Annotated in this window: 31 protein-coding genes; 9 read left to right on the forward strand and 22 right to left on the reverse strand. The window is 71.2% G+C overall.

Annotated features, from left to right (window positions below):
- Positions 1 to 78: 78 nt before the first annotated feature.
- Genes fahA through IS481_RS14975 form a run of 5 tightly spaced genes read right to left on the reverse strand, consistent with a single transcriptional unit; the run spans position 79 to position 5,651 of the window.
- The gene (gene fahA, locus IS481_RS14955; RefSeq protein ID WP_104358099.1) at positions 79 to 1,404 is read right to left on the reverse strand and encodes a fumarylacetoacetase; all 1,326 of its coding nucleotides are present in this window, start codon (positions 1,402 to 1,404) and stop codon (positions 79 to 81) included.
- Positions 1,404 to 2,702, reverse strand: coding sequence for a homogentisate 1,2-dioxygenase (gene hmgA, locus IS481_RS14960; RefSeq protein WP_104358026.1), 1,299 nt, complete (start codon positions 2,700 to 2,702; stop codon positions 1,404 to 1,406). The genes fahA and hmgA overlap by 1 nt, the downstream gene beginning before the upstream one ends.
- A gap of 28 nt (positions 2,703 to 2,730) precedes the next feature.
- Positions 2,731 to 2,964, reverse strand: coding sequence for a DUF2783 domain-containing protein (locus tag IS481_RS14965; RefSeq protein WP_104358027.1), 234 nt, complete (start codon positions 2,962 to 2,964; stop codon positions 2,731 to 2,733).
- A 4-nt stretch (positions 2,965 to 2,968) separates the two neighbouring features.
- Positions 2,969 to 4,669, reverse strand: a complete 1,701-nt coding sequence (locus IS481_RS14970; protein WP_104358028.1) for an FAD-dependent oxidoreductase — start codon at positions 4,667 to 4,669, stop codon at positions 2,969 to 2,971.
- A gap of 28 nt (positions 4,670 to 4,697) precedes the next feature.
- On the reverse strand, positions 4,698 to 5,651 hold the full coding sequence (locus tag IS481_RS14975) for an MBL fold metallo-hydrolase (protein ID WP_104358029.1): 954 nt from the start codon (positions 5,649 to 5,651) through the stop codon (positions 4,698 to 4,700).
- A gap of 179 nt (positions 5,652 to 5,830) precedes the next feature.
- On the opposite strand from IS481_RS14975, the gene IS481_RS14980 reads away from it, so the two are divergent.
- Complete coding sequence (locus tag IS481_RS14980; RefSeq protein ID WP_104358030.1) at positions 5,831 to 6,673, forward strand: IclR family transcriptional regulator; 843 nt, start codon at positions 5,831 to 5,833, stop codon at positions 6,671 to 6,673.
- 19 nt (positions 6,674 to 6,692) lie between these two features.
- On the opposite strand, the gene IS481_RS14985 is transcribed toward IS481_RS14980, so the two are convergent.
- Positions 6,693 to 7,514, reverse strand: a complete 822-nt coding sequence (locus IS481_RS14985; RefSeq protein ID WP_104358031.1) for an IclR family transcriptional regulator — start codon at positions 7,512 to 7,514, stop codon at positions 6,693 to 6,695.
- 115 nt (positions 7,515 to 7,629) lie between these two features.
- Here IS481_RS14985 and IS481_RS14990 point away from each other — a divergent pair, with 115 nt between their 5' ends.
- From IS481_RS14990 to pcaF, 3 genes are all read left to right on the forward strand, one after another.
- Positions 7,630 to 8,334, forward strand: a complete 705-nt coding sequence (locus IS481_RS14990; protein WP_104358032.1) for a 3-oxoacid CoA-transferase subunit A — start codon at positions 7,630 to 7,632, stop codon at positions 8,332 to 8,334.
- The gene (locus tag IS481_RS14995) at positions 8,334 to 8,975 is read left to right on the forward strand and encodes a 3-oxoacid CoA-transferase subunit B (RefSeq protein WP_104358033.1); all 642 of its coding nucleotides are present in this window, start codon (positions 8,334 to 8,336) and stop codon (positions 8,973 to 8,975) included. The genes IS481_RS14990 and IS481_RS14995 overlap by 1 nt, the downstream gene beginning before the upstream one ends.
- A gap of 75 nt (positions 8,976 to 9,050) precedes the next feature.
- Positions 9,051 to 10,253: a 3-oxoadipyl-CoA thiolase gene (pcaF, locus tag IS481_RS15000; RefSeq protein WP_104358034.1), complete on the forward strand. Its 1,203-nt coding sequence runs from the start codon at positions 9,051 to 9,053 to the stop codon at positions 10,251 to 10,253.
- Between the two features lie 7 nt (positions 10,254 to 10,260).
- On the opposite strand, the gene sbcB is transcribed toward pcaF, so the two are convergent.
- Complete coding sequence (gene sbcB / locus IS481_RS15005) at positions 10,261 to 11,703, reverse strand: exodeoxyribonuclease I (protein ID WP_104358035.1); 1,443 nt, start codon at positions 11,701 to 11,703, stop codon at positions 10,261 to 10,263.
- 82 nt (positions 11,704 to 11,785) lie between these two features.
- On the opposite strand from sbcB, the gene IS481_RS15010 reads away from it, so the two are divergent.
- Positions 11,786 to 12,613: an AraC family transcriptional regulator gene (locus IS481_RS15010; RefSeq protein ID WP_165908743.1), complete on the forward strand. Its 828-nt coding sequence runs from the start codon at positions 11,786 to 11,788 to the stop codon at positions 12,611 to 12,613.
- Positions 12,614 to 12,703: 90 nt separating this feature from the next.
- A complete protein-coding gene (locus tag IS481_RS15015) occupies positions 12,704 to 13,180 on the forward strand; it encodes a NuoB/complex I 20 kDa subunit family protein (protein WP_104358037.1) in 477 nt (158 codons plus the stop codon).
- A 10-nt stretch (positions 13,181 to 13,190) separates the two neighbouring features.
- On the opposite strand, the gene pcaCD is transcribed toward IS481_RS15015, so the two are convergent.
- Together pcaCD and pcaB are read right to left on the reverse strand one after the other, a co-directional pair.
- Complete coding sequence (gene pcaCD, locus IS481_RS15020) at positions 13,191 to 14,396, reverse strand: bifunctional 4-carboxymuconolactone decarboxylase/3-oxoadipate enol-lactonase PcaCD (protein ID WP_104358038.1); 1,206 nt, start codon at positions 14,394 to 14,396, stop codon at positions 13,191 to 13,193.
- A complete protein-coding gene (gene pcaB / locus IS481_RS15025) occupies positions 14,389 to 15,789 on the reverse strand; it encodes a 3-carboxy-cis,cis-muconate cycloisomerase (protein WP_104358039.1) in 1,401 nt (466 codons plus the stop codon). Before pcaB ends, pcaCD begins: the two co-directional genes overlap by 8 nt.
- 229 nt (positions 15,790 to 16,018) lie before the next feature.
- Here pcaB and IS481_RS15030 point away from each other — a divergent pair, with 229 nt between their 5' ends.
- Together IS481_RS15030 and IS481_RS15035 are read left to right on the forward strand one after the other, a co-directional pair.
- The gene (locus tag IS481_RS15030; protein WP_104358040.1) at positions 16,019 to 16,789 is read left to right on the forward strand and encodes an IclR family transcriptional regulator domain-containing protein; all 771 of its coding nucleotides are present in this window, start codon (positions 16,019 to 16,021) and stop codon (positions 16,787 to 16,789) included.
- A 246-nt stretch (positions 16,790 to 17,035) separates the two neighbouring features.
- Complete coding sequence (locus tag IS481_RS15035; RefSeq protein WP_104358041.1) at positions 17,036 to 17,224, forward strand: hypothetical protein; 189 nt, start codon at positions 17,036 to 17,038, stop codon at positions 17,222 to 17,224.
- Here IS481_RS15035 and pdxA read toward each other — a convergent pair whose 3' ends face one another.
- Positions 17,225 to 18,256, reverse strand: a complete 1,032-nt coding sequence (gene pdxA, locus IS481_RS15040) for a 4-hydroxythreonine-4-phosphate dehydrogenase PdxA (RefSeq protein ID WP_104358042.1) — start codon at positions 18,254 to 18,256, stop codon at positions 17,225 to 17,227.
- Positions 18,253 to 19,002 carry a Nif3-like dinuclear metal center hexameric protein gene (locus IS481_RS15045; protein WP_104358043.1) on the reverse strand — a complete coding sequence of 250 codons (750 nt, stop codon included), beginning with the start codon at positions 19,000 to 19,002 and terminating at the stop codon, positions 18,253 to 18,255. Before IS481_RS15045 ends, pdxA begins: the two co-directional genes overlap by 4 nt.
- A 13-nt stretch (positions 19,003 to 19,015) precedes the next feature.
- Here IS481_RS15045 and IS481_RS15050 point away from each other — a divergent pair, with 13 nt between their 5' ends.
- Positions 19,016 to 20,158: a Do family serine endopeptidase gene (locus tag IS481_RS15050; protein ID WP_104358044.1), complete on the forward strand. Its 1,143-nt coding sequence runs from the start codon at positions 19,016 to 19,018 to the stop codon at positions 20,156 to 20,158.
- Positions 20,159 to 20,205: 47 nt separating this feature from the next.
- Here IS481_RS15050 and tatC read toward each other — a convergent pair whose 3' ends face one another.
- The 11 genes from tatC to hisB all read right to left on the reverse strand — a co-directional run bounded on the left by tatC (position 20,206) and on the right by hisB (position 26,284).
- Positions 20,206 to 20,997, reverse strand: a complete 792-nt coding sequence (tatC, locus tag IS481_RS15055; RefSeq protein ID WP_104358045.1) for a twin-arginine translocase subunit TatC — start codon at positions 20,995 to 20,997, stop codon at positions 20,206 to 20,208.
- The gene (gene tatB, locus IS481_RS15060) at positions 20,994 to 21,500 is read right to left on the reverse strand and encodes a Sec-independent protein translocase protein TatB (RefSeq protein ID WP_104358046.1); all 507 of its coding nucleotides are present in this window, start codon (positions 21,498 to 21,500) and stop codon (positions 20,994 to 20,996) included. Before tatB ends, tatC begins: the two co-directional genes overlap by 4 nt.
- 63 nt (positions 21,501 to 21,563) lie before the next feature.
- Complete coding sequence (gene tatA / locus IS481_RS15065; protein WP_104358047.1) at positions 21,564 to 21,797, reverse strand: Sec-independent protein translocase subunit TatA; 234 nt, start codon at positions 21,795 to 21,797, stop codon at positions 21,564 to 21,566.
- Between the two features lie 34 nt (positions 21,798 to 21,831).
- Positions 21,832 to 22,179 carry a histidine triad nucleotide-binding protein gene (locus IS481_RS15070; protein WP_104358048.1) on the reverse strand — a complete coding sequence of 116 codons (348 nt, stop codon included), beginning with the start codon at positions 22,177 to 22,179 and terminating at the stop codon, positions 21,832 to 21,834.
- Positions 22,180 to 22,189: 10 nt separating this feature from the next.
- Positions 22,190 to 22,567, reverse strand: a complete 378-nt coding sequence (locus IS481_RS15075; protein ID WP_104358049.1) for a DUF4870 family protein — start codon at positions 22,565 to 22,567, stop codon at positions 22,190 to 22,192.
- Entirely contained in the window at positions 22,564 to 22,905 is a 342-nt protein-coding gene (locus IS481_RS15080; protein WP_104358100.1) for a phosphoribosyl-ATP diphosphatase, read from the reverse strand. Before IS481_RS15080 ends, IS481_RS15075 begins: the two co-directional genes overlap by 4 nt.
- Before the next feature lie 9 nt (positions 22,906 to 22,914).
- Positions 22,915 to 23,304: a phosphoribosyl-AMP cyclohydrolase gene (gene hisI / locus IS481_RS15085; RefSeq protein WP_104358050.1), complete on the reverse strand. Its 390-nt coding sequence runs from the start codon at positions 23,302 to 23,304 to the stop codon at positions 22,915 to 22,917.
- Positions 23,305 to 23,409: 105 nt separating this feature from the next.
- Positions 23,410 to 24,171 carry an imidazole glycerol phosphate synthase subunit HisF gene (gene hisF, locus IS481_RS15090; RefSeq protein ID WP_104358051.1) on the reverse strand — a complete coding sequence of 254 codons (762 nt, stop codon included), beginning with the start codon at positions 24,169 to 24,171 and terminating at the stop codon, positions 23,410 to 23,412.
- Positions 24,172 to 24,214: 43 nt separating this feature from the next.
- Positions 24,215 to 24,961 (reverse strand): 1-(5-phosphoribosyl)-5-[(5-phosphoribosylamino)methylideneamino]imidazole-4-carboxamide isomerase, encoded by a 747-nt coding sequence (gene hisA / locus IS481_RS15095; RefSeq protein WP_104358052.1) that lies wholly within the window; start codon positions 24,959 to 24,961, stop codon positions 24,215 to 24,217.
- A gap of 70 nt (positions 24,962 to 25,031) precedes the next feature.
- On the reverse strand, positions 25,032 to 25,676 hold the full coding sequence (gene hisH, locus IS481_RS15100) for an imidazole glycerol phosphate synthase subunit HisH (RefSeq protein ID WP_104358053.1): 645 nt from the start codon (positions 25,674 to 25,676) through the stop codon (positions 25,032 to 25,034).
- A gap of 2 nt (positions 25,677 to 25,678) precedes the next feature.
- Positions 25,679 to 26,284 (reverse strand): imidazoleglycerol-phosphate dehydratase HisB, encoded by a 606-nt coding sequence (gene hisB / locus IS481_RS15105; protein ID WP_104358054.1) that lies wholly within the window; start codon positions 26,282 to 26,284, stop codon positions 25,679 to 25,681.

Consider the following 26,284-nt stretch of genomic DNA (forward strand, 5'->3'; position numbering starts at 1 on the left):
ACCGCCTGCTTCTCCTCGTCGTGGCGGAGCCCCGCCAACTCTGGTTTTCCGTCGGCCACGCGCCCCCGCGGCGCCCCCTCAGGGCGACAGCGGCACGGCCGGCAGCACGGTGCCGGCGCAGTCGCCGAAGCCGATGCGCCGGAACCCCGGCCGCTCGGCGTGGGCGCGCAGCACCACGGTGTCGCCGTCGCGCAGGAAGGTGCGCGTCTCGCCGTTGGACAGCCGCAGCTCCTGCTTGCCGCCGGCGGTCAGCTCCAGCAGCGAGCCGCCCTGCTCGGGCGACGGCCCGGACTGCGTGCCGGTGCCCAGCAGGTCGCCTGGCTGCAGGTTGCAGCCGTTGATCGTGTGGTGCGCCAGCATCTGCGCGAGGGTCCAGTAGGCCGCGTCCTTGAAGTTGGAGCGCATCAGCCGCTCGGGCGGCAGCCCGGCCTCGCGCATCGCGGCGGTCTGCAGCCAGACCTCGAGCTCCAAGTCCAGCGCGCCGCGCTCGCGGTTCTCGGCCCCGTCGAGGTACGGCAGCGGCTGCGGCTCGCCCTCGGCGCGCACGAAGGGCGCGCGGAACGGCTCCAGCGCCTCCATCGTGACGATCCACGGCGAGATCGTGGTGGCGAAGTTCTTCGCGAGGAAGGGCCCCAGCGGCTGGTACTCCCAGGCCTGCAGGTCGCGCGCGGACCAGTCGTTGAGCAGCACCAGGCCGAACAGGTGCTCCTCGGCCTCGGCCATCGGCACCGGGCGGCCGAGCGGGTTGCCCGGGCCAACGAAGGCGCCCAGCTCCAGCTCGTAGTCCAGGCGCCGGCACGGGCCGAACTCGGGCACGTCGGCCGCGCCCTTGATCTGCCCCTGCGGGCGATGGAAGGACTGGCCGCTGACGCCGATCGACGAGGTGCGCCCGTGGTAGCCGATCGGCACCCACTTGTAGTTGGGCATCAGCGGGTTGTCGGGACGGAACAGCTTGCCCACCGAGGTGGCATGGTGGATGCCGGTGTAGAAGTCGGTGTAGCCGTCGATGCGGCACGGCACGGCGAGCTCGACCGCGGACTGCGCCACCAGGCACGGCTGCAGCCGTGCCTGCTGCGCGCTGCCCTGGCGCAGCGCCTGCGACAGCGCGCGGCGCAGGCCCACGCGCACGCCGCGGCCCTGGGCCATGAAGGCGTTGAGCTGGCCCGGGGCGCAGGCCCTGAGCGCGGCGACCACGTCGTCGGGCAGCACGCCCGCGTCGGCGGCAGCCAGCAGGTCCACGACCTGGTCGCCGATCGCCACGCCGGGGCGGAAGCCCTCGGCGGAGCCGGCACGGCGGAACATGCCGATCGGCAGGTTCTGGATCGGGAAGTCGGTGGCCGGCGCATTGGCGCTCTCGACCCAGCTGGTCAGCGAGGCGTCGTGGGTGTCGTCAATGCGGTACATCATGCCCCCTTGAACTGGTCGCGCAGGCCCTGCCAGCACTCGGCGTAGCGGGTGTCGAGCGCGCCTGCGGTCATCGCGAACTCGGTCGGAACGAAACGGTAACGGCTTTCGAACATGAAGGCCATGGTGTTATCCAGCTTTTCAGGCACCAGCTTCGCGTTGCTGGCCTTCTCGAAGGCCTCGGTGTCGGGCCCGTGCGGCACCATGCAGTTGTGCAGCGAGGCGCCGCCCGGCTTGAAGCCTTCGGGCTTGGCATCGTACTGGCCGTAGACCAGCCCCATGAACTCGCTCATCACGTTGCGGTGGTACCACGGCGGACGGAAGGTGTCCTCGGCGACCATCCAGCGCGGCGGGAAGATCACGAAGTCGCAGTTCGCGGTGCCCGGGGTGTCCGACGGCGAGGTCAGCACCGTGAAGATGGACGGATCGGGATGGTCGAAGCTGACCGTGCCGATCACCATGAAGTTCGCCGTGTCGTACTTGTACGGCACCAGGTTGCCGTGCCAGGCCACCACGTTGAACGGTGACTGCACCAGCGACGCGATCCACAGCGCGCCGCCGAACTTCTTCACCAGCTCGTAGCCACCGGGCTCGCGCTCCCAGGCCGCCACGGGGGTGCGGAAGTCGCGCGGGTTGGCCAGCCCGTTGGAGCCGATCGGCCCCAGCTCGGGCAGCCGGAAGAAGGCGCCGTAGTTCTCGCAGACGTAGCCGCGCGACGGGCCGTCGGGCAGCGCCACCTTGAACACCATGCCGCGCGGCACGACGGCGATCTCGCCGGGACGCACCTCCATCACGCCCAGCTCGGTGGTGATCACCAGCCGGCCCTGCTGCGGCACGAACAGCATCTCGCCGTCGGCGTTGACGAAGGCGCGCCGCTGCATCGAGCGGTTGGCCAGGTACACGTGCGCCGCAATGCCGGCCTGCGCGTCGGCATCGCCGTTGGCGACGATGGTGCGCAGGCCGTCGACGAAGTCGGTCGGCGCCTCGGGGATGGGGAACGGGTTCCAGCGCAGCGGCTCGGGGCCTGCCTGCACGCCCCCGGCCGCCCCGGTGCGCCAGTACGGCTGCTCGTAGGGCCGGTAGCTGCCGCTGACCACCGAAGGCTGGCGGCGGTACATCCAGGTGCGGCGGTTGGCCGCGCGCGGCGCCGTGAAGGCGGTGCCGGACAGCAGTTCCGGGTACAGGTCGTACGGCGCGCGCTGCGGGCTGTTGCGCCCCTGCGGCAGCGCGCCGGGCAGCGCCTCGCTGGCGAACTCGTTGCCGAAGCCGGTGAGGTAGGAAAGGGTCGAGTCAGTCACGATCGGTGTCCAAACGTCGGAAGGAAGGTCAGGCCGGCTGCCCTGCGGCAGCCTCGGGGTGATTCAGCAGCACGCTGGCACGCGCGGCCTCCAGCGCCTGGCGCAGCACGGCCAGCTCGCCGATGTGGTTGGCCAGCAGCAGCACCAGCTTGGCGTTGAGCTCGTGGCTCTGCGCGGTGCTGAGGTCGCGGTGGGTCTCGATCAGCGCCTCGTAGAACTCGTCGGGCGCCTCCAGGTGCGGTTCGGTGATCAGGGTCGACATGGCATCAGCCTCCAGGCAGGCACAACGCCCGCCGCATCGCGCGCCCGAGCGCCGGCCCGTCGGGGCGCCGCCAGCGCGCGCAGACATGCTGGTCGGGGCGCAGCAGGTAGACCGTGCCGGGCGCGCCGTCGTAGCGCTGGGCCAGCAGCCCCTCGCGGTCTTCCAGCACCACCGCATCGGCCACGTCCGGGGCCGCGGCACCGCGGGGCACGACCACCAGCACCGCCAGCGGCGCCAGCCCCTGCGCGCCGGCGCGCAGCGCGGCCACCTGGGCCGCCGCGTCCGGCCCGCCGCCGAACAGCAGCGCGACGAAGCGGCTGCCGTGCAGCTCGCGCAGCAGCCAGCCGTCGCGGCCGTCCGCCAGGCGCCGCACCGGCGCGTCGGCCGCCGGCGCGCCCGGCACCAGGCCGGCGGCGAACGGCTCGGCATCGGGCGTGTTGAGCGGCGAGTCCTTCAGCACCGCCGGCACCGACAGCCGCCCGCTGTTGACCAGCCGGCGCGCGAACGGGTGCGTCTTGGACAGGTCCAGCACCGCGTCGCGGAACAGGCGGCTGACCTCGCTCTTGGGCGTGATGAAGTCGGTCGAGCGCGTCGAGTTGAGGATGTTCTCGTCGGCGGCGTACTCGCGCTCGCTCGCGTAGCTGTCGAGCAGCGCGTCGGGCGCCTGGCCGCGCAGCACCGCCGCCAGCTTCCAGGCGAGGTTCTCGGCATCCTGCACGCCCGAGTTCGCGCCGCGCGCGCCGAACGGCGAGACCAGGTGCGCCGCGTCGCCGGCGAACAGCACCCGGCCGTGGCGGAACTTCTCCATGCGCAGGCACGAGAAGGTGTAGACGCTGACCCATTCCAGCTCGAAGGGCTGTGCCTCGCCGAGCAGCGCGCGCACGCGCGGGATCACGTTCTCGGGCTGCTTCGCCGCCTCGGGGTCGGCGTCCCAGCCGAGCTGGAAGTCCACCCGCCAGACATGGTCCGGCTGCATGTGCAGCAGCACGCTCTGGTTGCGGTGGAACGGCGGGTCGAACCAGAACCAGCGCTCGGCCGGCGCGATGCGCGCCGGCACGCGGATGTCGGCGATCAGGAAGCGGTCGCGGAACACGCGGCCCTTGCTCTCCAGGCCGAGCAGCTGGCGCAGCGTCGAGCGCGAGCCGTCGCAGGCGGCCACGTAGTCGGCACGCAGCGCGTAGGGCCCCTCGGGCGTCTCGACCGTCAGGCGCACGCCGCCGGCGTCCTGTTCGAGGCCCGTCACCTTGTGCCGCCAGCGCAGGTCGATCTGCGGCAGCTGCCGGGCGCGCTCGACCAGGTAGCCCTCGCAGTAGTACTGCTGCAGGTTGATGAAGGCCGGGCGCTCGTGGCCGCGCTCGGGCAGCAGGTCGAACTGGTAGACCTGCTCGTGGCGGAAGAACACCTTGCCGACGTTCCACGACACGCCCTTGGCGACCATGCGGTCGCCGCAGCCGAGGCGGTCCCAGATCTCCAGCGTGCGCTTGGCGAAGCAGATCGCGCGCGAGCCGGTCGACAGCCGGCTGCCGCTGTCGAGCACCACGCTCGCGATGCCCTGCTGGGCCAGGTCGATCGCCAGGCTCAGCCCCACCGGGCCGGCACCGACGATGACCACCGGGTGATGCACCGCCTGCTGCGCATCCTGGTCGGCGCTGCGCCGGTAGGCGAACTCCAGCGCCTGGTAGTCGACGGCGTCGTCGCGCTCCATGGGCTGCCCCCTGCGTCGTCGCGCCGGCTCAGGACTCGAGCGCGGCCCACATCTGGCGATCGCGCTCGGCGGTCCAGACGCGCGGGTCGGGGTAGCCGGTCAGCTCGTCGTAGCAGCGCGTCACGTCGAACGGCATGCAGTGGTCGAAGATCACCCAGTGGCCGTACTTGGGCTGCAGCCGGGCGTAGGTCTCCTTGTAGACCGCGTTGAGGTCCTTGCCGGCCTTGACGCCCGCCTCGACGCAGGCGCGCACGTCGGCGATGAAGGCGCGCGTGCCGGCCAGCCCCTGCTGCACCTGCTCGGGCGTGGTCAGCGCCGCGCCGCGGCCGGGCACGAGCTTCTCGGGCTGCAGGGCCGCGACCCGGTCCAGCGTCTCGGGCCAGTCGTGGAAGTAGGCGTCGCCGGCGTACGGGGTGGCGTCGAACTCGACCAGGTCGCCGGAGAACAGGATCTTCTGCTGCGGCAGCCAGGCCACCGTGTCGCCCTTGGTGTGGCCGCGGCCCAGCTGCAGCAGCTGCACTTCCAGCTGGCCGAGCCAGATGATCATCTTGCCGGTGAAGGTGATGGTGGGCCAGGTCAGGCCCGGCGGCACCGTCTCGACGTTGCGGAACAGGCGCGGGAAGCGGCCGATCTCGCTGGCCTTGTCGGCCTCGCCGCGCTCGACGATCAGGTCGTAGGTGTCCTGGCTGGCGATGATGTGCTCGGGCTGGTAGGCGCTGGCGCCCAGCACGCGCACCGCGTGGTAGTGGCTCAGCACCACGTACTTGATCGGCTTGTCGGTGACCTCGCGGATGCGGCGGATCACGTCCTGCGCCATCGCCGGCGTGGCCTGGGTGTCGATCACCATCACCGCGTCGTCGCCTACGATCACGCCCGTGTTCGGGTCGCCCTCGGCGGTGTAGGCGTAGGCGTTGTCGGACAGCTTGGTGAACGTGACCTGCTTGTCCTGCAGGTCCGCCTGGCTGGCAAAGGCTTTGCTCATCGTGCGTCTCCCGGGGCGACGGTTTGATTTGGACAAATCGCTTCGTCCATGACGAATTTTTGATTGATGTTAGTTAACTCGTTTGCTAATGTCTAACGTTATCCGCGGGCGGCGCGGGTCTTTCCGGGTAAACGCCTAACCCCCGCGCCCCTCGCACGGCCGTGCCTCAAGGAACCCAAGTGAGCGACGAGAAGAACGACAAGGACCGCCGCGGCATCCAGAGCGTGGAAGTCGGCGGCCAGCTGCTGCGCGCGCTGGCGCACCACGGCCATCCGATGGCGCTGAAGGACCTGGCGCGCGCGGCCGGCATGGCGCCGGCCAAGGCGCACCCCTACCTGGTGAGCTTCGGCAAGCTGGGCCTGATCGAGCAGGATCCGGCCAGCGGCCGCTACGGCCTCGGGCCGCTGGCGCTGCAGCTGGGGCTGATCGCGCTGCAGCAGACCGACCCGGTGCGCATCGCCACGCCGATGATCGCGGAGCTGGCGCAGCGCCTGGGCCTGACCATCGGCATCGCGGTGTGGGGCACGCGCGGGCCGACCTTCGTGCGGCTGGAGGAGTCGCCGGCCGCGATTCACGTCAACATGCGCCACGGCACCGTGGCCTCGCTGACCGACACCGCCTCCGGGCGCCTGTTCGGCGCCTACCGGCCGGCCGACGAGGTGCGCGCGCTGTTCGAGCAAGAGCGCCTGCTCGGGAAGCTCGAGCGCCCGCGCCTCGCGCCGGGCACGCCGGCCGCGCCGGCGCCGACCAGCTGGAAGGAGTTCGAGCGCGCGCTGGCCGAGGTGCGCCGCCACGGCATGAGCCGCACCGAGGGGGCGGTGGTCGACGGCATCAGCGCGATGTCCGCGCCGGTGTTCGACCATGCCGGGGCGATGGTGCTGGCGGTCACCGCGATCGGCCCCTCGGGCGCGCTGGACACCCAGTGGGACGGGCCGGTGGCGCAGGCGCTGCGCGAGTGCGCCGACCGCATCACGCAGCGGCTCGGCGGCCGCCCGCCGGTGCCGGTGCGCCGCGCCGCCTGAGCGCGCCGCGGGCCGCGCCTCAGCGGCCGACCTTGCCGCCGATCATCGCGCTGATGTCGTGCGCCGCCTTCAGCAGGCGCGGCAGGAAGCGCTCCAGCATCACCACCGGCGGCGTGCGGTGCTGCTGGCCGCTGATGTTGATCGCGGCCACCACCTCGCCGGCGCGCCCGCGGATCGGCGCGGCCAGCGACACCAGCCCCTCTTCCAGCTCCTCGCCCACCAGGGCCCAGCCTTGCAGCCGCACCTGCTGGATCAGCTCCAGCAGGCGGCGCGGGTCGGTCTCGGTGCGCGGCGTGCGCGGCTGCAGGTCGCTGCGCGCCAGGCGCGCCTGCACCTCCTCGTCGGGCAGCCCGGCCAGCAGCACCCGGCCCATCGAGGTGCAGAAGGCCGGCAGCCGGCTGCCCACGCCCAGGTTGATCGCCATGATCTTGTGCGTGGGCACGCGCAGCACGTAGACGATGTCGGTGGCGTCCAGCACCGCCGCCGAGCAGGACTCCTTGACCTCCTGCACCAGGTCTTCCATCACCGGCTCGGCCAGGTTCCACAGCGGCAGCGAGCTCAGGTAGGCAAAGCCCAGGTCGAGGATCTTGGGCGTGAGGCGGAACAGCCGCCCCTCCGATTCCACGTAGCCCAGGTGCTGCAGCGTGTGCAGGATGCGGCGCGCGCCGGCGCGGGTCAGTCCGGCGCGCTCGGCCACCTCGGTGATGGTCTGCGCGGGGGCTTCGGCGCTGAAGGTCCGCACCACAGCCAGCCCGCGCGCGAACGACTGCACGAAGCTGTCGCCCGGCTGCTGGCGCGGCCCGGCCGTGGCGGAAGACGGCGGATTCGATGCTCGGGACACGGGACTCCCCTGAGGCGGCCGGCATGGCCGATGGGCTACACTGTTCTCATCAAGAACCAATGTTCATTATAAGAACAATTTTCAGGATTCATCACCCCTTGTTCGAGCATCGACCATGATCAACAAGATCTACCCCTCGGTCGCCGCTGCGCTTGCCGACGTGCAAGACGGCGCGACCGTGATGATCGGCGGCTTCGGCACCGCCGGCATCCCCACCTACCTGATCGACGGGCTGATCGCCCAGGGGGCGAAGGACCTCACCATCGTCAACAACAACGCCGGCAACGGCAACACGGGGCTGGCCGCGCTGCTGAAGACCGGGCGGGTGCGCAAGATCATCTGCTCGTTCCCGCGCCAGGTCGATTCCTACGTGTTCGACGAGCTGTACCGCAGCGGCAGGATCGAGCTGGAGCTGGTGCCGCAAGGCAACCTGGCCGAGCGCATCCGCGCCGCGGGCGCCGGCATCGGCGCCTTCTACACCCCGACCGGCTACGGCACGACGCTTGCCGAGGGCAAGGAAACCCGCGTCATCGACGGCCGGCCCTACGTGCTCGAATACCCGATCCACGCCGACCTGGCGCTGATCAAGGCCGAGCGCGCCGACCGCTGGGGCAACCTGACCTACCGCATGACCGCGCGCAACTTCGGCCCGATCATGGCGATGGCCGCGAAGTGCACCGTGGTCGAGGTGCCGGAGATCGTCGAGCTGGGCGGCATCGACCCCGAGGCGGTCGTGACCCCGGGCATCTTCGTGCACCGCGTGGTGCAGGTCGAGCGCACGGCCACGCAGGCCGGCGGGTTCAGGAAGGAGGCCGCGTGATGCAGAAGTGGACCCGCGACCAGATGGCCGCCCGCGTCGCCCGCGACATCCCCGAGGGCGCCTACGTGAACCTCGGCATCGGCCTGCCCACGATGGTGGCCAACCACCTGCCGGCCGACCGCGAGGTGATCCTGCACAGCGAGAACGGCGTGCTGGGCATGGGCCCGGCCCCTGCGCCCGGCCAGGAGGACTACGACCTGATCAACGCCGGCAAGCAGCCGGTCACGCTGCGCCCGGGCGGCTGCTTCTTCCACCACGCCGACAGCTTCGCGATGATGCGCGGCGGCCACCTGGACGTGTGCGTGCTGGGCGCCTTCCAGGTCTCCGCCGGCGGCGACCTCGCCAACTGGCACACCGGCGCGCCCGACGCCATCCCGGCCGTGGGCGGCGCGATGGACCTGGCCATCGGCGCGAAGAAGACCTGGGTGATGATGGAGCATCTCACCAAGGGGGGCGAGAGCAAGCTGGTCGAGCGCTGCACCTACCCGCTGACCGGCATCGGCTGCGTCAGCCGCGTCTACACCGACCTCGCGGTGATCGACCTGACGCCCGAGGGCGCGCGCGTGATCGACCTCGTCGAGGGCCTGCCGTTCGACGAGCTGCAGCGGCTCACCGCGATCCCGCTCGTCGACGCGCGCTGACGCCCGCCCGCCGGCCGGGCCCCGTGCGGCCCGGCCCCGTTGGCCGTTTTCCCGACATCCCACCAAGGACCTGCCATGACCCACGCCTACATCTGCGACGCGATCCGCACCCCGTTCGGCCGCTACGGCGGCGCACTGTCCTCGGTGCGCACCGACGACCTCGCCGCCGTGCCGATCGCGGCGCTGATGGCACGTAACCCGCGGGTCGACTGGGAGGCACTCGACGACGTGATCTTCGGCTGCGCCAACCAGGCCGGCGAGGACAACCGCAACGTCGCGCGCATGGCCCTGCTGCTGGCCGGACTGCCGATCGGCGTGCCCGGCATGACCGTCAACCGGCTGTGCGGCTCCGGGCTGGACGCGGTGGGCACCGCCGCGCGCGCCATCCGCAGCGGCGAGGCCTCGCTGATGATCGCCGGCGGCGTCGAGAGCATGAGCCGCGCGCCCTTCGTGATGCCCAAGGCCGACAGCGCGTTCAGCCGCAACGCCGCGATCTATGACACCACGATCGGCTGGCGCTTCGTCAACCCGCTGATGAAGGCGAAGTACGGCGTCGACTCGATGCCCGAGACCGCCGAGAACGTGGCCGAGCAGTTCCGCATCAGCCGCGAGGACCAGGACCGCATGGCGCTCGCCTCGCAGCAGAAGGCGCTCGCCGCGCAGCGCAGCGGCTACTTCGACGCCGAGATCACCCCGGTCACGATCCCGCAGAAGAAGGGCGAGGCCATCGCCGTGCAGCGCGACGAGCACCCGCGCGAGACCACGATGGAAGCGCTGGCGAAGCTCAAGGGCGTGGTGCGACCGGACGGCACCGTGACCGCCGGCAACGCCTCGGGCGTCAACGACGGCGCCTGCGCGCTGCTGCTGGCCGACGAGCAGGCCGCCGCGCGCCACGGGCTCACGCCGCGCGCGCGCGTGGTCGCGATGGCCACTGCCGGCGTGGAGCCGCGCATCATGGGCATCGGCCCGGCGCCCGCGACGCGCCGCGTGCTGGAGCGCGCCGGGCTGACGCTGGACCAGATCGACGTGATCGAGCTCAACGAGGCCTTCGCCGCGCAGGGCCTGGCGGTGCTGCGCGAGCTGGGCCTGCCCGACGACGACCCGCGCGTGAACCCCAACGGCGGCGCGATCGCGCTGGGCCACCCGCTGGGCGCCTCGGGCGCGCGGCTGGCGACCACCGCGGTCAACCAGCTGCACCGCATCCAGGGCCGCTACGCGCTGTGCACCATGTGCATCGGCGTCGGCCAGGGCATCGCGGTGATCCTCGAGCGGGTCTGAGGCCGCGCTAGCGCATGCTGGCTTCGCCCAGCTGCTCGCCGTACTCGTACAGTGCGCCGAGGATCTCCTGGGCGCGCTCGTCCTCGGCCATCGCCTCGCCCAGCTCGTCGATGCGCTCGAAGTAGGCCTGCAGCGACAGCGCCCCGCCCGCGCCCTCGTGCAAGCGCGCGTGGCAGTGCTGCAGCCAGCGCTCGCGCTCGGCGTCGCTGAGCGTCTCGGGGAAGTTGCGCGCGCGGTAGCGGAAGAACAGCTCCTCCAGCCGCTCGTCGTCGAACGACGGCGGCCGCTCGGCCAGCTGCTCGGGCGTCATGGTCCGCAGGCGCTGCAGGCGGCGCCGGTCCTCGTTGCCGATGAAGCCGCCGTAGAGGTCCTCGTCCACGTCGGCCGCCTCGGCCGGCCCGGGGCGCGCGTAGACATCCGGCCAGATGCCGGCCATCGTCGCGCCCTTGAGCGCGCAGGTCTCGGCATGGCGCAGCGCCTGCTGCACGTCGATGCCCCAGTGCGCGGCGCGCTCGGGCGTGAGCGTGCGCAGGTTGCCGATCACGATCGGGCACTTGTTGATGTGGATGGTCTTGATCGGCAGCCGCTCGACGCCCTCGGGCAGCTCGTCGCTGCGCGTGAACAGGCGCTCGCGGATCTGCTGCGCGTTCATCGTGAACAGCTCGCCGGGGTCGTGCGCCAGGTCCCAGACGATGACCTCGTTCTTGTTGGTCGGGTGCGGCGCCAGCGGCCACACGATCGCCAGGCTGCCCCGCTCGGTGCCGTACATGCCCGAGACGTGCAGGAACGGCCGGCCCACGCCCATCTCGGCAAGCACCGCTTCCTTGCGGCGCAGGCGCAGGCAGAAGTCCCACAGGCGCGGCTGGCGGGCCTTGATCAGGCGCGCCAGCGCGATGGTGGCACGCACGTCCGACAGCGCGTCGTGCGCGGCATCGTGCACCAGCCCGTTGGCCGCGCTCAGGTGCTCCAGCTTGAACGAGGGGCGCCCGTCGCCGTTGAGCGGCCACTCGATGCCCTCGGGACGCAGCGCCCAGCAGCAGCGCACCACGTCCAGCAGGTCCCAGCGCCCGCACTCGTTCTGCCACTCGCGCGCGTAGGGGTCGATCAGGTTGCGCCAGAACAGGTGGCGCGTCACCTCGTCGTCGAAGCGCAGCGTGTTGTAGCCCAGCCCGATCGTGCCCGGACGCGCCAGCTGGGCCTCGATCGCGGCGGCGAACTCGTGCTCCGGCAGCCCGTGCTCGAGGCAGTGCTGCGGCAGGATGCCGGTCAGCAGGCAGGACTCGGGGTCCGGCAGGTAGTCGGGCGCGGGACGGCAGTACAGCATCACCGGCACGTCGATCTCGTTGAGCTCGGCATCGGTGCGGATGCCGGCGAACTGCGCCGGGCGGTCCCGGCGCGGCACGCGGCCGAAGGTCTCGTAGTCGTGCCAGAAGAAGGAAAGCTCGCTCATGGGCCTGCACGATACCCGATGCGCGGTGGCACCGGCGCCCGCATTCCATAATCGTCCGCGGACCCCGCCCTGCGCGCCTGCCATGCCCACGCTGCGACTGCCCGTGCCTGCCGACCTGCGCCCCTGGGTGCTGAACCTGCGCATCGACGAGGTGCCCGCCGGCACGCTGAACCGCTTCCCCGCCATGGTCGAGGGCCTGGTGGTGGTGATCGTCGAAGGGATCGTCGCGACGCTGCACGGCCCTGCGCTGCAGGGCCCGCGCGGCCTGCTGGCCGGCCCGCGCTCGGTGCCGATGACCAGCCTCACGGTGCAGCGGCTGCGCACCGTGTCGGCGCTGCTGCACCCGGCAGCCGTGGCGCGGCTGGCCGGCTGCGCCGCGCAGCAGCTGCGCGACCTGCAGGTCGACCTGGCCGACCTGTGGCCCGCGGCCTGGAGCACGGCGCTGCAGCGCCTCGCGCAGGCGCGCCGCGACAGGGAGCGCGTCGCGGTCCTGCTGGACGTGCTGCGCCGGCAGCTCGCGGCCGGCGGCCCCGACACGCGGGCGCGCGCGCTCGCCCTGTACCGGCACACCGCGCTGCCACTCAGGACGGCCGCGTCGCGGCTGGGCTGGAGCGAGCGCCACACCGAGCGACTGTTCCTCGCCGAGCTGGGGCTCGCGCCCAAGCAGTTCCAGCGCGTGCAGCGCTTCGAGCAGACGCTGCTGCGCGCGCTGCAGGCCCCGGCCATGCCGCTGGCCGAGCTGGCGGTCGCCGGCGGCTACGCCGACCAGGCCCACATGAGCCACGAGTTCCGCCGCCTGAGCGGCGAGGCGCCGGGCCAGCTGCTGCAGCGCCTGCGCGCGAACGACCCGGAACACTGGCCCATCGTCCACGGCTGGCAGTTCGCGGCATCCCCGTCACCCCGGGCCTAAAGGCGCGCCGCCGCGCGCATGGCGGATTCCTACAAGACCGCCGCGCGGCCGCAGGCCAGCATGGGCTTTTCGTCCGATCGTGCCTGAGCGATGCGCTATCCCACCCTCGAGCGCGACGGCTATGCCCTGGCCCGGCTCGACGAGCTGGCCGCCGCCGCCCGCGCCCACAGCCTGTGGTACCTGTCCTTTGGACTCGCCTGCTGCGCCGTCGAGATGATGCATGCGGCCGGCGCGCGCTACGACATGGACCGCTTCGGCCTGATCCCGCGCGGCAGCCCGCGCCACGCCGACCTGATGATCGTGGCCGGCACGCTGACCAACAAGATGGCACGCGCGATCCGGCAGGTCTACGACCAGATGGCCGAGCCGCGCTACGTGATCTCGATGGGCTCGTGCGCCAACGGCGGCGGCTACTACCACTACAGCTATTCGGTGGTGCGCGGCTGCGACCGCATCATCCCGGTGGACGTCTACGTGCCCGGTTGCCCGCCCACCGCCGAGGCGCTGGTCTACGGCATCCTGCAGCTGCAGCGCAAGATCCGCGGCGAGCAGCGCATCGCGCGCTGAGCGAAGCGGCTCAGTGCGCGGCGAGGAAGTCGCGCACCAGCCGCTCGAAGGCCTCAGGCGCCTCCAGCACGCTGATGTGCGAGGCCCCGTCGATGATCTCCAGCCGCGCCCCCGGCACGGCCTGCGCGATCGCCTCGGACATCGCCACCGGCGCGCCCACGTCCTGGGCGCCGGCGATGACCAGCGTCGGGCAGGTGATGCGCGGCAGCGCCTCGCGCCAGTCGACCTGCGAGACCGCGTGGCAGCAGGCCACGTAGCCGGCCGCGTCGGTGCGCAGCAGGCGGCCGCGCGCCCAGGCCTCGACCTCGGGATGCGCGGCGCGGAACGCCTCGGTGAAGTAGCGCCCCATCACGCCGTCGGCGATGCCGGCCAGGCCCTGCGCCTCGACGGTGGCGATGCGCTGCGCCCACAGCCCGCGCGCCGCGTCGGGGTAGTAGGACGTCGAGTTGGCCACCACCAGCGACTGCACCAGCTCGGGATGGCGCGCGGCCAGCCCCTGGCCGACCATGCCGCCCATCGACAGCCCGATCCAGACCACCGGACCGCGGCCCCATTCGCGCACCAGGCGCGCCGCGTCCTCGACCAGCTCGTCCATCGTGTACGGCCCCGGCGGCACGGCGGACTCGCCGTGGCCGCGGTGGTCGTAGCGCAGCACCTCGCAGTCGCCAGCCAGCGCGGCGGCCAGCCGGTCCCACATCTGCACGTCCAGGCCCAGCGCATGGCTCAGCACCACCGGCCGCCCCTGCCCTTGCCGCAGCACGTGCAGCTGCGGGGCGCTGAAGGTGTGGTGGCGCGCAACGCGCTGCGCCGGCGTCAGCGGCTGCGGTGCCGGCGTGATGCCGAGCTTCGCGAGCACCTCGCCGGCCAGCTTGAACGCGGTGTTGGCCGCCGGCACGCCGCAGTAGATCACGGCCTGCATCAGCGTCTCCTTGATCTCGTCCAGCGGCACGCCGCCCTCGACCGCGGCGCGCAGGTGCAGCTCGTACTCCTCCCAGCGGCCCTGCGCGATGGTCATGCCCAGCACCAGCAGGCGCCGGGTGCGGTGGTCCAGCCCGGGACGGCCCCAGATGTCGTGCCAGGCATAGCGGGTGATCAGCGAGACGAAGTCGGCATTGAACGCGGTGGCATTGCCCAGCGAGCGGTCCACCCACGCGTCGCCCAGCACGGCGCGGCGGTTGCGCAGGCCACGGTCGAAGTCGTCCTGTCGGTCATCCATGTCGGGTCTCCTCCTGGGCGGCCGCGAGCGCTGCCGCCTCCTTCTTCAGTTCCGGCAACTGCTGCCGCACGATGCGCGCCGCAGGCTCGGCCGCTCGCGCCAGGTCGAACAGCATGTCGATGTCGGCCACCGTCATCGCGACCTGCAGGGCCGGGTCGGACTGCACCGCCTCGAGCGTCAGCTCGCGCAGGTGGCGCCGCTCGGCGAGCGCACGCTGCGCGAGCGCTTCGAACATCTGGTGCGCCCGCGACTTGCCGAGCGTGCGCGCCAGGCGCATCGACACCGCCTCGGCGAACACCAGGCCCTGCAGCGCGTCGATGTTCTGCCGCATGCGCGCGGCATCGATCTCCAGCCCGGCGATCGCCTCGGCCAGGGCCTTCACGGCGCCGTGCGCAGAAATGAACAGCCCGGCCCACTCGGCCAGCTCGGCCTGCCAGTTGCCCAGGCCGCGCTCCTGCTCCTGCGGCATCGCCGCCAGCAGCGCCGCCACCCGCTGCGGCGCACGCAGCGCCGCGGCCAGCGCGACCATCGAGGACACCGGGTTGCGCTTGTGGGGCATCGCCGAGGAGCCGCCGCGGCCGCCGCCGGAGGGTTCGGCCAGCTCGCCGATCTCGCCCTGCGCCATCGCCGACAGGTCGCGCGCGATCTTGCCCAGCGCCCCGCACAGCACGCCCACCTCGGCGCCCAGGGCGACCCAGTCGTCGCGCTGGGTGTGCCAGGCGGTGGGCGGCAGTGCCAGCTGCAGCTCGTCGGCCATGCGGCGCGCCACCGCCGGGCCGGCATCGCCCAGCACCGACAGGGTGCCCACCGCACCGCCGAACTGCAGCTTCAGCGCGCGCGCCGCCGCCTCGCGCAGCCGCGCCTGGCGACGCACCAGCGGCGCGACCCAGCCGAGCAGCTTGTAGCCCACCGTCACCACCTGGGCCGGCTGCATCAGCGTGCGCGCCAGCACCGGCGTGGCCGCATGCAGCTCGGCCAGCACCAGCAGGTCGCGCACCAGCGCCGCGAGGTCGCGCTCGACCAGCTGCAGCGCGCGGCGCGTCAGCAGCACCATCGCGGTGTCGATCACGTCCTGGCTGGTGCTGCCCCAGTGCACGTAGCCCGCCGCCTGCTGGTCGAACAGCGCGACCGTCTCGGTGAGCTTCTTCACCAGCGGGATCGCCAGGCTGCCGGCGCGGCCGCTCTGCCCGACGATAGCCGGCACGTCATAGAGGTCGGCCTTGCAGACGCTGGTGATCGCCTGCGCCGCCGCGTGCGGCATCAGGCCTTCGGCGGCCTGGGCCCGTGCCAACGCCGCCTCGAAGTCCATCATGGCCTGGGTGACCGAGACCTCGCTGAACACCTCCAGCATCTCGGGTGTGGACAGGAAACCTTCGAACGCGAATGAGGACATGGCGGCGGTGTCGAGGGGCGGGCCAAACGTGCACCCGGTCACGTCAGACAGGCGCACACGCGCGCGAACATCGCACAGAAGTCTGTGATCCGAACGGTTGTGCGAATCTAGGCTATATTGATCTTCCCAACAATAGATTGCAGCCCTGGTGTGCGACTGGCGCGCGACCGCGCGTGGCGTCGGCAAGGGTTGGAAACCAAGTGTTTCGCTTGGCCGCTTGAGCAGTTCCATGGATACCCCCTTCACCGTCCAGAAACGAGACTTCATCGCCGGGCTCCAGAAAGGCCTGTCGGTGATCGAAGCGTTCGACCAGGAGCAGTCGCGCCTGTCGATGACCGAAGTCGCGCAACGCACGGGGCTGACCCGCGCCGCTGCGCGCCGCTACCTGCTGACGCTGACCCAGCTGGGCTACGTCAACTACGACGGCCGCATGTTCTCCCTGTCGCCGCGCGTGCTGCGCCTGGGCCAGTCCTACTTCCATTCCGCGCGCCTGCCGCGCATCGTCTACCCGCAGGTGCAGAAGCTGGCCCACGCGCTGCAGGAAACCTCCTCGGTGGGCGTGCTCGACGCGGCCGACGTGATCTGCATCGCCGCCACCTCGGCGGGCCGCACCGTCTCCCCCACGCTGCAGCCGGGCAGCCGCGCTCCCGCCTACTGCACCGCCAACGGCCGCGTGCTGCTGGCCGCGCTGCCGCAGGAACGCGTCGACGCCTGGCTGGACGAGCACCCCCTCGAGCCGCTGACCCCGCACACCGTGACCCACAAGGACCGCCTGCGCATCGAGATCGCGCGCGCCCGCGCGCAAGGCTTCGCGGTGGTCGACCAGGAACTGGAGCTGGGCCTGCGCACCATCTCCGTGCCGCTGAAGAACCTGCGCGGCGACACCGTCGCGGCGATGAACGTCAGCGTGCATGCGACCCGCATGACGCTGGCCGACCTGCAGGAGCGCTGCCTGCCGGCCCTGATGCAGGTGCAGGCGCAGGTCCGCAACCTGCTGTGACCCCGGCGGCGGCACGGCCCGTGCCGCCCGCCCCCGCGGCCGCCCCCGCCGCGGGACATCCCCCCTCCCCGCACACCGCCTGCCGCCACGGCATGCCGGTTCGCGCCTGTGCGCCCGACGCCGCCTCCCCTCATGCACATCGTGCATGGAGGCCACGCAAACCGGCATGAGCCGGCGTCCGCGCCCCTCCTAGAATGCGCACGCCGCACCGCCCGGGACGACGGTCGACGAGGAAAGGAACGCGCGATGGACAAACCCCTGCCGGCAGCCACCATCCAGGACGCCCACGGGACGCCGGCCCGCCGGTCCGAGGACCGCACGCTGGCAGGCGTCGTTCCGGCCAGCCTGCCCACGGGCGAGGGTGCCCTGCCCGCGGCCGCCCATCCCTGGCGCCGCCGCCTGCACCAGCCGCACCGGCGCTGCTCGCGCCGCTAGCTAACCCGTCCCGCCCGCCGCGCGTCCGGCCGCGAGGCGGCGCGCCATCTCCGCCGCCGCGACCAGGCTGGAGGCATCGGCCCGCCCGCTGCCCGCCAGGTCGAACGCGGTGCCATGGTCGGGGCTGGTGCGCACGAACGGCAGGCCCAGCGTGACGTTCACGCCCCGCTCCACCCCGAGGTACTTCACCGGGATCAGGCCCTGGTCGTGGTACATCGCGATCACCAGGTCGAACTCGCCCGGGTGGTCGGCCGTGTCGCGCGCGCGCATGTAGACGGTGTCCGGGGCAAAGGGCCCGCGCGCGTCGATGCCCTCGGCACGCGCCGCCTCGACGGCCGGGCCGATGATGCGCAGCTCCTCGTCGCCGAACAGGCCGCCCTCGCCCGCATGCGGGTTGAGCCCGGCCACCGCGATGCGCGGCTTCGGCTGCCCCCACAGCGCCGCGCTGCGATGGGCGATGCGCACGGTCTGCAGCACGTTCTCGAACGTCACCGCCTCGATCGCGCGGCGCAGCGAGACGTGGATGCTGACCAGCACCGTCTTGAGCTCGTCGTTGGCCAGCATCATGCGCACCTCGGGCGCGCCGGCGTAGGCCTGCAGCATCTCGGTGTGGCCGGGAAAGCCGATGCCCGCCGCGGCCAGCGCCTCCTTGTGGATCGGCGCGGTGACGACCGCACCCACCTCGCCGGCCAGCGCCAGCTCGGTGGCGCGCCGGATGCAGTCGTGGGCCGCGGCCCCGGCGGCGGCGTCGATCGCGCCGAAGGCCGGCAGCGCGGGCAGCTGCGTGGCCGGCAGCACCGGCATGCAGCCTGGCGGCACGCGCGGCAGGTCGGCCACGCGCTCGATCACCGCCACCGGCAGCATGGTCGCGCCGATGCAGCGCACGGCGCGGCGCATCACCTCGATGTCGCCGATCACGAGCGCCGCGTCGAGCCGGCCGTCGCGGAAGGCCTTGGCGACGATCTCCGGGCCGATGCCGGCCGGGTCGCCCATCGTGATCGCCAGCGGCGCGTGCGGGGACGGGGCGCTCATGCCGGGTTGTCCACGTCGATGAAGCGATGCTCGAGGCCGAAGCGTGCGGCGATGTGCTCGCCCAGCGCCGGTGCCCCGTAGCGCTCGGTGGCATGGTGGCCGCAGGCGAGGTAGGCCACGCCGGTCTCGCGCGCGTAGTGCGCCTGCGGCTCGGAGATCTCGCCGGTGAGGTAGGCGTCGGCGCCGGCGGCGATCGCCGCCTCGAAGAACCCCTGCGCGCCGCCGGTGCACCAGGCGATGCGGCGCAGCGGGCGGCCGTCGCCTTCGACCACCACCGGCGCGCGCCCGAGGCGCTCGCGCACGCGCGCGGCCAGGGCCTCCAGCGTCAGCGCCGCGTCGGCCGCACCGAGCAGGCCCAGTTCCTGGTCGCCGAAGCTGCGTTCGGCCGTCAGCCCCAGCCGGCGTGCCAGCTGCGCGTTGTTGCCCAGCTCGGGGTGCGCGTCCAGCGGCAAGTGGTAGGCAAACAGGTTCACGTCGGCCGCCAGCAAGCGCTGCAGGCGCTTCTTCATCCAGCCGGTCACGCGCCCGTCCTGGCCGCGCCAGAACAGGCCGTGGTGAACCACGATGGCGTCGGCGCCCGCATCCACGGCCGCCTCGATGAGCGCCAGGCTGGCGGTGACGCCGCTGACCACCTTGCGAACTTCGGCGCGGCCCTCAACTTGCAGGCCGTTCGGCCCATAATCCTTGAACCGGTCCACTGCCAGCAGGCCCTTCAGGTAGCCGTCCAGTTCGTCGCGGTGGATCATCCGTCTCTTTCCTATGCGCAAAACCTGGCTGATTTTCTCGCAAGCCGTCACGGTGGCCGTGGCGGTGCTGTTCGTCGTCTCCACGCTCAAGCCGCAGTGGCTGCAGCGCTCGCCGACGGGGGTGGTGCCGTCCGTCTCGATCATCGAGGCCCCGGCGGTGGCGGCGGCCCCCGCGCCGAGCACCTATTCGGCCGCGGCCAAGCGCGCCTCGCCCGCGGTCGTGAACATCGCCACCAGCCGCACCACGCGCGCGCCGCACATGGATGATCCCTGGTTCCGCTTCTTCTTCGGCGACCAGGTGCCGCAACAGCAGCAGATGGGCCTCGGCTCCGGGGTCATCGTCTCACCCGAAGGCTACGTGCTGACCAACAACCACGTCATCGAAGGTGCCGACGACATCGAGGTGATGCTCAGCGACGGCCGCAAGACCCGCGGCAAGGTGGTCGGGACCGACCCGGAGACCGACCTCGCCGTGCTACGCATCGACCTCGACAAGCTGCCGGCCATCACCTTCGGCGACTCCGACGCGCTGGAGGTCGGCGACGTGGTGCTGGCGATCGGCAACCCGTTCGGCGTGGGGCAGACGGTCACCTCCGGCATCGTCAGCGCGCTGGGGCGCAACCAGCTGGGCATCAACACCTTCGAGAACTTCATCCAGACCGACGCCGCGATCAACCCCGGCAACTCGGGCGGCGCGCTGGTCGACGCCAGCGGCAACCTGATGGGCATCAACACCGCGATCTACTCGCGCTCGGGCGGCAACATGGGCATCGGCTTCGCGATCCCGGCCTCCACGGCCCGCCACGTGATGGAAAGCCTGATCCGCGACGGCCAGGTCACGCGCGGCTGGATCGGCGTCGAGCCGCAGGACCTGACGCCCGAGATGGCGCAGACCTTCAACCTGCCGATCGAGGAAGGCGTGCTGATCACCGGCGTGCTGCAGGGCGGCCCGGCCCAGCTGGCCGGCATCCGCCCGGGCGACGTGGTGGTCGCGGTGGCCGGCAAGCCGGTCAAGAGCACGGTGCAGCTGCTCAACGCAGTGGCGGAACTGGTCCCCGGCAGCCAGGCGACGATTTCGGTGCAGCGCGGCCGGGAGACGCTGGAGCTGGACGTCCAGGTGGCCCAGCGGCCCAAGCTGCAGCGGCGCATGCGCTGAAGCGCCGCGCGCGCCCGGGCGACGGAACGGGCCCGCCGGTGCGGGCCTCAGGCCTGTTCTTCCTCGGCGTCCGGCGCGCCGGTGTGCTTGATGAACAGCTGCGCGGCCCAGATGCCCGCCTCGTAGAGCAGGCACATCGGGATCGCCAGCGCCAGCTGCGAGATCACGTCCGGCGGGGTGACGATGGCGGCGATGATGAAGGCCAGCACGATGAAGTAGCTGCGGAAGGCCTTCAGCTTGTCGATGCTGACCATGCCCAGGCGCGCCAGCACGACCACCACGATGGGCACCTCGAAGGCCAGCCCGAAGGCCAGGAACATCGTCAGCACGAAGCTGAGGTAGGCCTCGATGTCCGGCGCGGCGGTGATGCTCTTGGGCGCGAAGCTCTGGATGAAGGCGAACACCTTGCCGAACACGAAGAAGTAGCAGAACGCCACCCCGACGAGGAACAGGATGGTGCTGGAGACCACCAGCGGCAGCACCAGCCGCTTCTCGTGCGTGTACAGCCCGGGCGCGACGAAGGCCCAGACCTGGTAGAGCACCACCGGCAGCGCGATCAGGAAGGCCGTCATCAGCGTGATCTTCAGCGGCACGATGAACGGCGAGATCACGCTGGTGGCGATCATGCGGCTGCCCTCGGGCAGGTGTGCGACCAGCGGCGCGGCCAGCAGGTCGTACAGCCCGGACGGGCCCGGCCACAGGAACAGCGCGCCGAACACGACGCCGACGGCAATGAGCGAACGGATCAGGCGGTCGCGCAGCTCGATCAGGTGGGAAACGAAGGGCTGCTCGGTGCCTTCCAGTTCGTCGCGATCGTTTTGGGGGGCGTTCTGGCTCACGGGCCGACCTTCGAAGACGGCCGGCGCGGCCGGAAGCGCGCCACGCGGGCTGCGCCGGACTGCACGTGCGTGCGCACGCCGTGGCGCCGCTTGTACCACTGTGGCACCGCACCGCGCTTGAGCCGCCAGTTCTTCCTGGGATGCTTGTACTCGGGAGGCGGCGGTTCCCAGCTGCTGCCGAGGCTGCCGGCACTGCCGTCGGGCTGGTCCAGCGTGCCGATGCTGTGGGTGACGTCGGACCAGGACTTCTCGAAGTCACCGGCCGCCTGGGACACCTCCCGCTCGACGTTGCGCGCGGCGTCCTCGAACTCGGTCTTCATCTTCTTGAGTTCCTCGAGCTCGATGGACCGGTTCACCTCGGCCTTGACGTCGGCCACGTAGCGCTGCGCCTTGCCCAGCAGGTGCCCGACGGTGCGGGCGACACGGGGCAGCTTTTCCGGGCCGATGACGATCAACGCCACCGCACCGATGAGGGCCAGCTTGTCGAAGCCGAAATCAATCATGAGGCGGGCAGGGACGCCGGGCGGCGCGGCCGTTCAGCCACGCCGCACGACGGGGTGGGAGGATCAGGACTTGGTCTTCGCCTCGACGTCGATCGTCGGCTTCTCGGCCGTCTTCTCGTTGGTGACCTGCTGTGCCGGGCCGGCCGCCTCGCCGGACGAGCCGTCACGCATGCCATCCTTGAAGCCCTTCACCGCGGCGCCCAGGTCGGAGCCGAGGTTCTTGAGCTTCTTGGTGCCGAACACCAGCACGACGATCAACAGCACGACCAACCAGTGCCAGATGCTGAAGGAACCCATGTCTTTCTCCTAACGACGGAAAGGAATTCTACGGTCAGCCCACTTTCCAGGGGCGGGGGCCACCCATGACGTGGACGTGGAGGTGGTAGACCTCCTGCCCGCCGTCCGGACCGGTGTTGATGACGGTGCGGAAGCCGTTGGTCGCCCCCTGCTCGCGCGCCAGCTGCGGCGCCAGCGTGAGGATGCGACCCAGCAGCGGCGCATGCTCCGCGGTGGCCTCGTCGAGCGAGGCCACATGCTGCTTGGGAATGATCATGAAATGCACCGGCGCTTGCGGACGGATGTCGTGGAACGCGTACAGCTCCTCGTCCTCGTAGACCTTGCGGGACGGGATCTCGCCGGCGACGATCTTGCAGAAGATGCAGTTCGGGTCGTGACTCATGGATACGGCCTCACGCTTGGATGGGGCGATTGTCGTTGAGGTTCAGCCAGCCTCGGACGATGCGGTAGAGGAACCAGATCGAGATCAGGAACCACGCGATCCAGCCGGGCAGGACCAGCAGGAACCACAGCGGCAGGGTCAGCAGGTACAGGGCGCCGGCCCACAGCACCGAGCGGATGCGCCAGCGGAAGTGCGACTCCTGCCAGGTGCCGGCCGCGTCGTCCTTCTTGACCAGGTCCAGCACGAAGGCGATCACCAGCAGCACGATGCTGGCCTGCACCGTCGGCACCAGGGCCGAGACCGCGACGATGGCGTGCAGCAGGTAGCTGACGATGCCGATGGTCTTGAGCTGGCGGTCGCGCTCGCCCAGGTCGATGATGTCGGTCATTGCGCCCCCTCCTTGCGCTGGCTGCGCTGGGCGAACTCCTGCAGGCCCGACAGGCCCTCGCGCCGCTCCAGCTCGGCCAGCACGTCGGCCGGCCGCAGGTCGAACGCGGCCAGCGCCACCATGGAATGGAACCACAGGTCGGCCACCTCGTAGACGATCTTCTTCGGATCGCCGTCCTTGGCGGCCATGACGGTCTCGGTGGCCTCCTCGCCGACCTTCTTGAGGATCGCGTCCAGGCCCTTGTGGAACAGCCGGGCGACGTAGGAGGCGTCCGGGTCGGCGCCCTTGCGCGACTCGATCACCTGCGCCAGCCGCTCCAGCGTGTCGTTGGAAGTCATGCCGTTCACTTACTTGTAGATGCGCTGCGGGTCCTTCAGCACCGGGTCGACCGGCTGCCACTGGCCGTCGCGCAGCGCGTTGAAGAAGCACGAATGCCGCCCGGTGTGGCAGGCGATGCCCGGCTCGTGCCCGAGCTGGGTCACCTTCAGCAGCACCACGTCGCCGTCGCAGTCGAGGCGGATCTCGTGCACTTTCTGGATGTGGCCCGATTCCTCGCCCTTGTGCCACAGGCGCTGGCGGGAGCGGCTCCAGTACACCGCCTCGCCGCGCTCGGCGGTCAGGCGCAGCGCCTCGCGGTTCATGTAGGCAAACATCAGCACGTCGTTGCTGCCGACTTCCTGTGCGATCACCGGCACCAGGCCTTGATCGTCCCATTTGACTTGTTCGAGCCACTCCATGACGGCAGTGTAGCAACCACCTGCGCGACGGCCGGCCCACCGGCCGCGGCCACGCCCGCGATGTCGGAAAAGCCCGCCGGCCCCGGGGGACGGCGGGGGCGGAACTCAGCGCCGCACCGGGATGCCGCGCTCGGCCATCAGGGCCTTGGCCTGGCCCACGGTGTACTCGCCGTAGTGGAAGATGCTGGCCGCCAGCACGGCGTCGGCATGGCCCTGCTGGATGCCCTCGACCAGGTGCTCCAGGTTGCCGACGCCGCCCGAGGCGATGACCGGCACCGGCACCGCGTCGCTGACGGCGCGGGTCAGGGCCAGGTCGAAGCCGCTCTTGGTGCCGTCGCGGTCCATGCTGGTCAGCAGGATCTCGCCGGCGCCGTGCTCGGCCATCTGGCGCGCCCAGGCCACCGCGTCCAGCCCGGTGTTCCTGCGCCCGCCGTGGGTGTAGACGTCCCAGCCGCTGCCGTCGGCACGTGCCTTGGCGTCGATCGCCACCACGATGCACTGCGCGCCGTACTTCTGCGATGCGTCGCGGATCAGCTGCGGGTTGGCCACCGCGGCGGAGTTGAAGCTGACCTTGTCGGCCCCCGCGTTAAGCAGGCGCCGCACGTCCTCGACGGTGCGCACGCCGCCGCCGACCGTCAGCGGGATGAACACCTGGCTGGCCACCGCCTCGATGATGGGCAGGATCAGGTCGCGCCCGTCGCTGGTGGCGGTGATGTCCAGGAAGGTGAGTTCGTCGGCGCCCTGCTCGTTGTAGCGCGCGGCGATCTCGACCGGATCGCCGGCGTCGCGCAGCTCGACGAAGTTGACGCCCTTGACGACGCGACCGCCGGTCACGTCCAGGCAGGGAATGATGCGTTTGGCCAGCATGGCAGCGCAGGGCGGCGTCGCCCCGTCGGGGTGGATGGGTGGATCAGGCCTGGGTGGCGAGCTCGTCGGCGCGCTTCTGCGCCTCGGCGAAGTCGAGGTCGCCGGTGTAGATGGCCCGGCCGCAGATGACGCCCTCGATGCCTTCGTCCTCCACCTCGCACAGCCGCTCGATGTCGGCCAGGCTGCTCAGGCCGCCGGAGGCGATCACCGGGATCGACAGCGCCCGCGCCAGCTTGACGGTGGCGTCGATGTTGATGCCGGTGAGCATGCCGTCGCGGCCGATGTCGGTGTAGATCACCGCCTCGACGCCGTAGTCCTCGAACTTCTTCGCCAGGTCGACCACCTCGTGGCCCGACAGCTTGGACCAGCCGTCGGTGGCGACCTTGCCGTCCTTGGCGTCCAGGCCGACGATGATGTGGCCGCCGAAGGCGCTGCAGGCGTCCTTCAGGAAGCCGGGGTTCTTGACCGCAGCCGTGCCGATGATGACGTAGCTCAGGCCGCCGTCCAGGTAGCGTTCGATGGTGTCCAGGTCGCGGATGCCTCCGCCCAGCTGGACCGGGATCTCGTCGCCCACCTCGGCGAGGATGGACTTGATCGCCGCCTGGTTCACCGGCTTGCCGGCAAAGGCCCCGTTGAGGTCCACCAGGTGCAGCCGGCGTGCCCCGGCGTCGAGCCAGCGACGCGCGATCGCGGCCGGATCGTCGCCGAAGGTGGTGGAGTCGTTCATGTCACCTTGTTTCAGGCGCACGCACTTGCCGTCTTTCAGGTCGATGGCAGGGATCAGCAACATAGCCGAGGCGATGGTGGTGGTGGGAAAAGCGGGTGGGGAGAAGCCGGGACGGGAAGGGGCGACGGCGCAGTCAGGGCTTCCAGGACAGGAAGTTGCGGTACAGGGCCAAACCGTGTGCTGCGCTCTTCTCCGGGTGGAACTGGGTCGCAAAAATGTTATCCCGCGCCACCGCACAGGTAAAGCGCACGCCGTACTCGGTTTCCCCGGTGCTGTGCTCCGGCAGCCGGGTACGGGCGTGGTAGCTGTGCACGAAATAGAAATAGGCGCCGTCGGGCACCCCGGTCCACATCGGGTGCGGGCGCACCTGCCAGACCCGGTTCCAGCCCATCTGTGGCACCTTGTAACGACTGCCGTCCGGCTGCGTCAGCCCGTCGAGCCGGAAGCGCACCACCTCGCCCGGGATCAGCCCCAGGCCCTCGGTCGGGCCTTCCTCGCTGCGCTCGAGCAGCATCTGCATGCCCACGCACACGCCCATCAGCGGCTTGTGGGCGGCGGCGTGCAGCACCGCTTCCAGCAGGCCCGACTCGCGCAGCTCGCGCATGCAGTCGGGCATCGCCCCCTGCCCCGGCAGCACGACGCGCTCGGCGGCACGGACCTCTTCGGGGCGCGCGGTGACGATCACCTCGGCACCCGTGCCCTGCGCGGCATGGCGCACCGCCTGCGAGACGGAGCGCAGGTTGCCCATGCCGTAGTCGACGACGGCGACGGTGGCCATGGTCAGAGGGTCCCCTTGGTCGAGGGCACCACGCCGGCCATGCGCGGGTCGGGCTCCAGCGCCATGCGCAGCGCCCGGGCGAAGGCCTTGAACACCGTCTCGCACTGGTGGTGGGCGTTCTCGCCGCGCAGGTTGTCGATGTGCAGCGTCACCTGCGCGTGGTTGACGAAGCCCTGGAAGAACTCGTAGGCCAGCTGGGTGTCGAAGGCGCCGATCATGCCGGCCTTGAACGGCACGTGCATGTGCAGGCCCGGGCGGCCAGAGAAGTCGACCACCACGCGCGACAGCGCCTCGTCCAGCGGCACGTAGGCATGGCCGTAGCGGCGGATGCCCTTCTTGTCGCCCACGGCCCGGGCGAATGCCTGGCCCAGCGTGATGCCGACGTCCTCCACCGTGTGGTGGCCGTCGATGTGCAGGTCGCCCTTCGCGTCGACCTCCAGGTCGATCAGCCCGTGGCGGGCGATCTGGTCGAGCATGTGGTCGAAGAAGCCGATGCCGGTGGACAGCTTCGCGACGCCGGTGCCGTCCAGGTTCACGCGCACGCGGATCTGCGTTTCGGCGGTGTTGCGTGTGACTTCGGCCACACGTTCTGCGGTGGGGATGTTCAT

The organism is Caldimonas thermodepolymerans (assembly GCF_015476235.1).
Classification (GTDB): Bacteria; Pseudomonadota; Gammaproteobacteria; order Burkholderiales; family Burkholderiaceae_C; genus Caldimonas; species Caldimonas thermodepolymerans.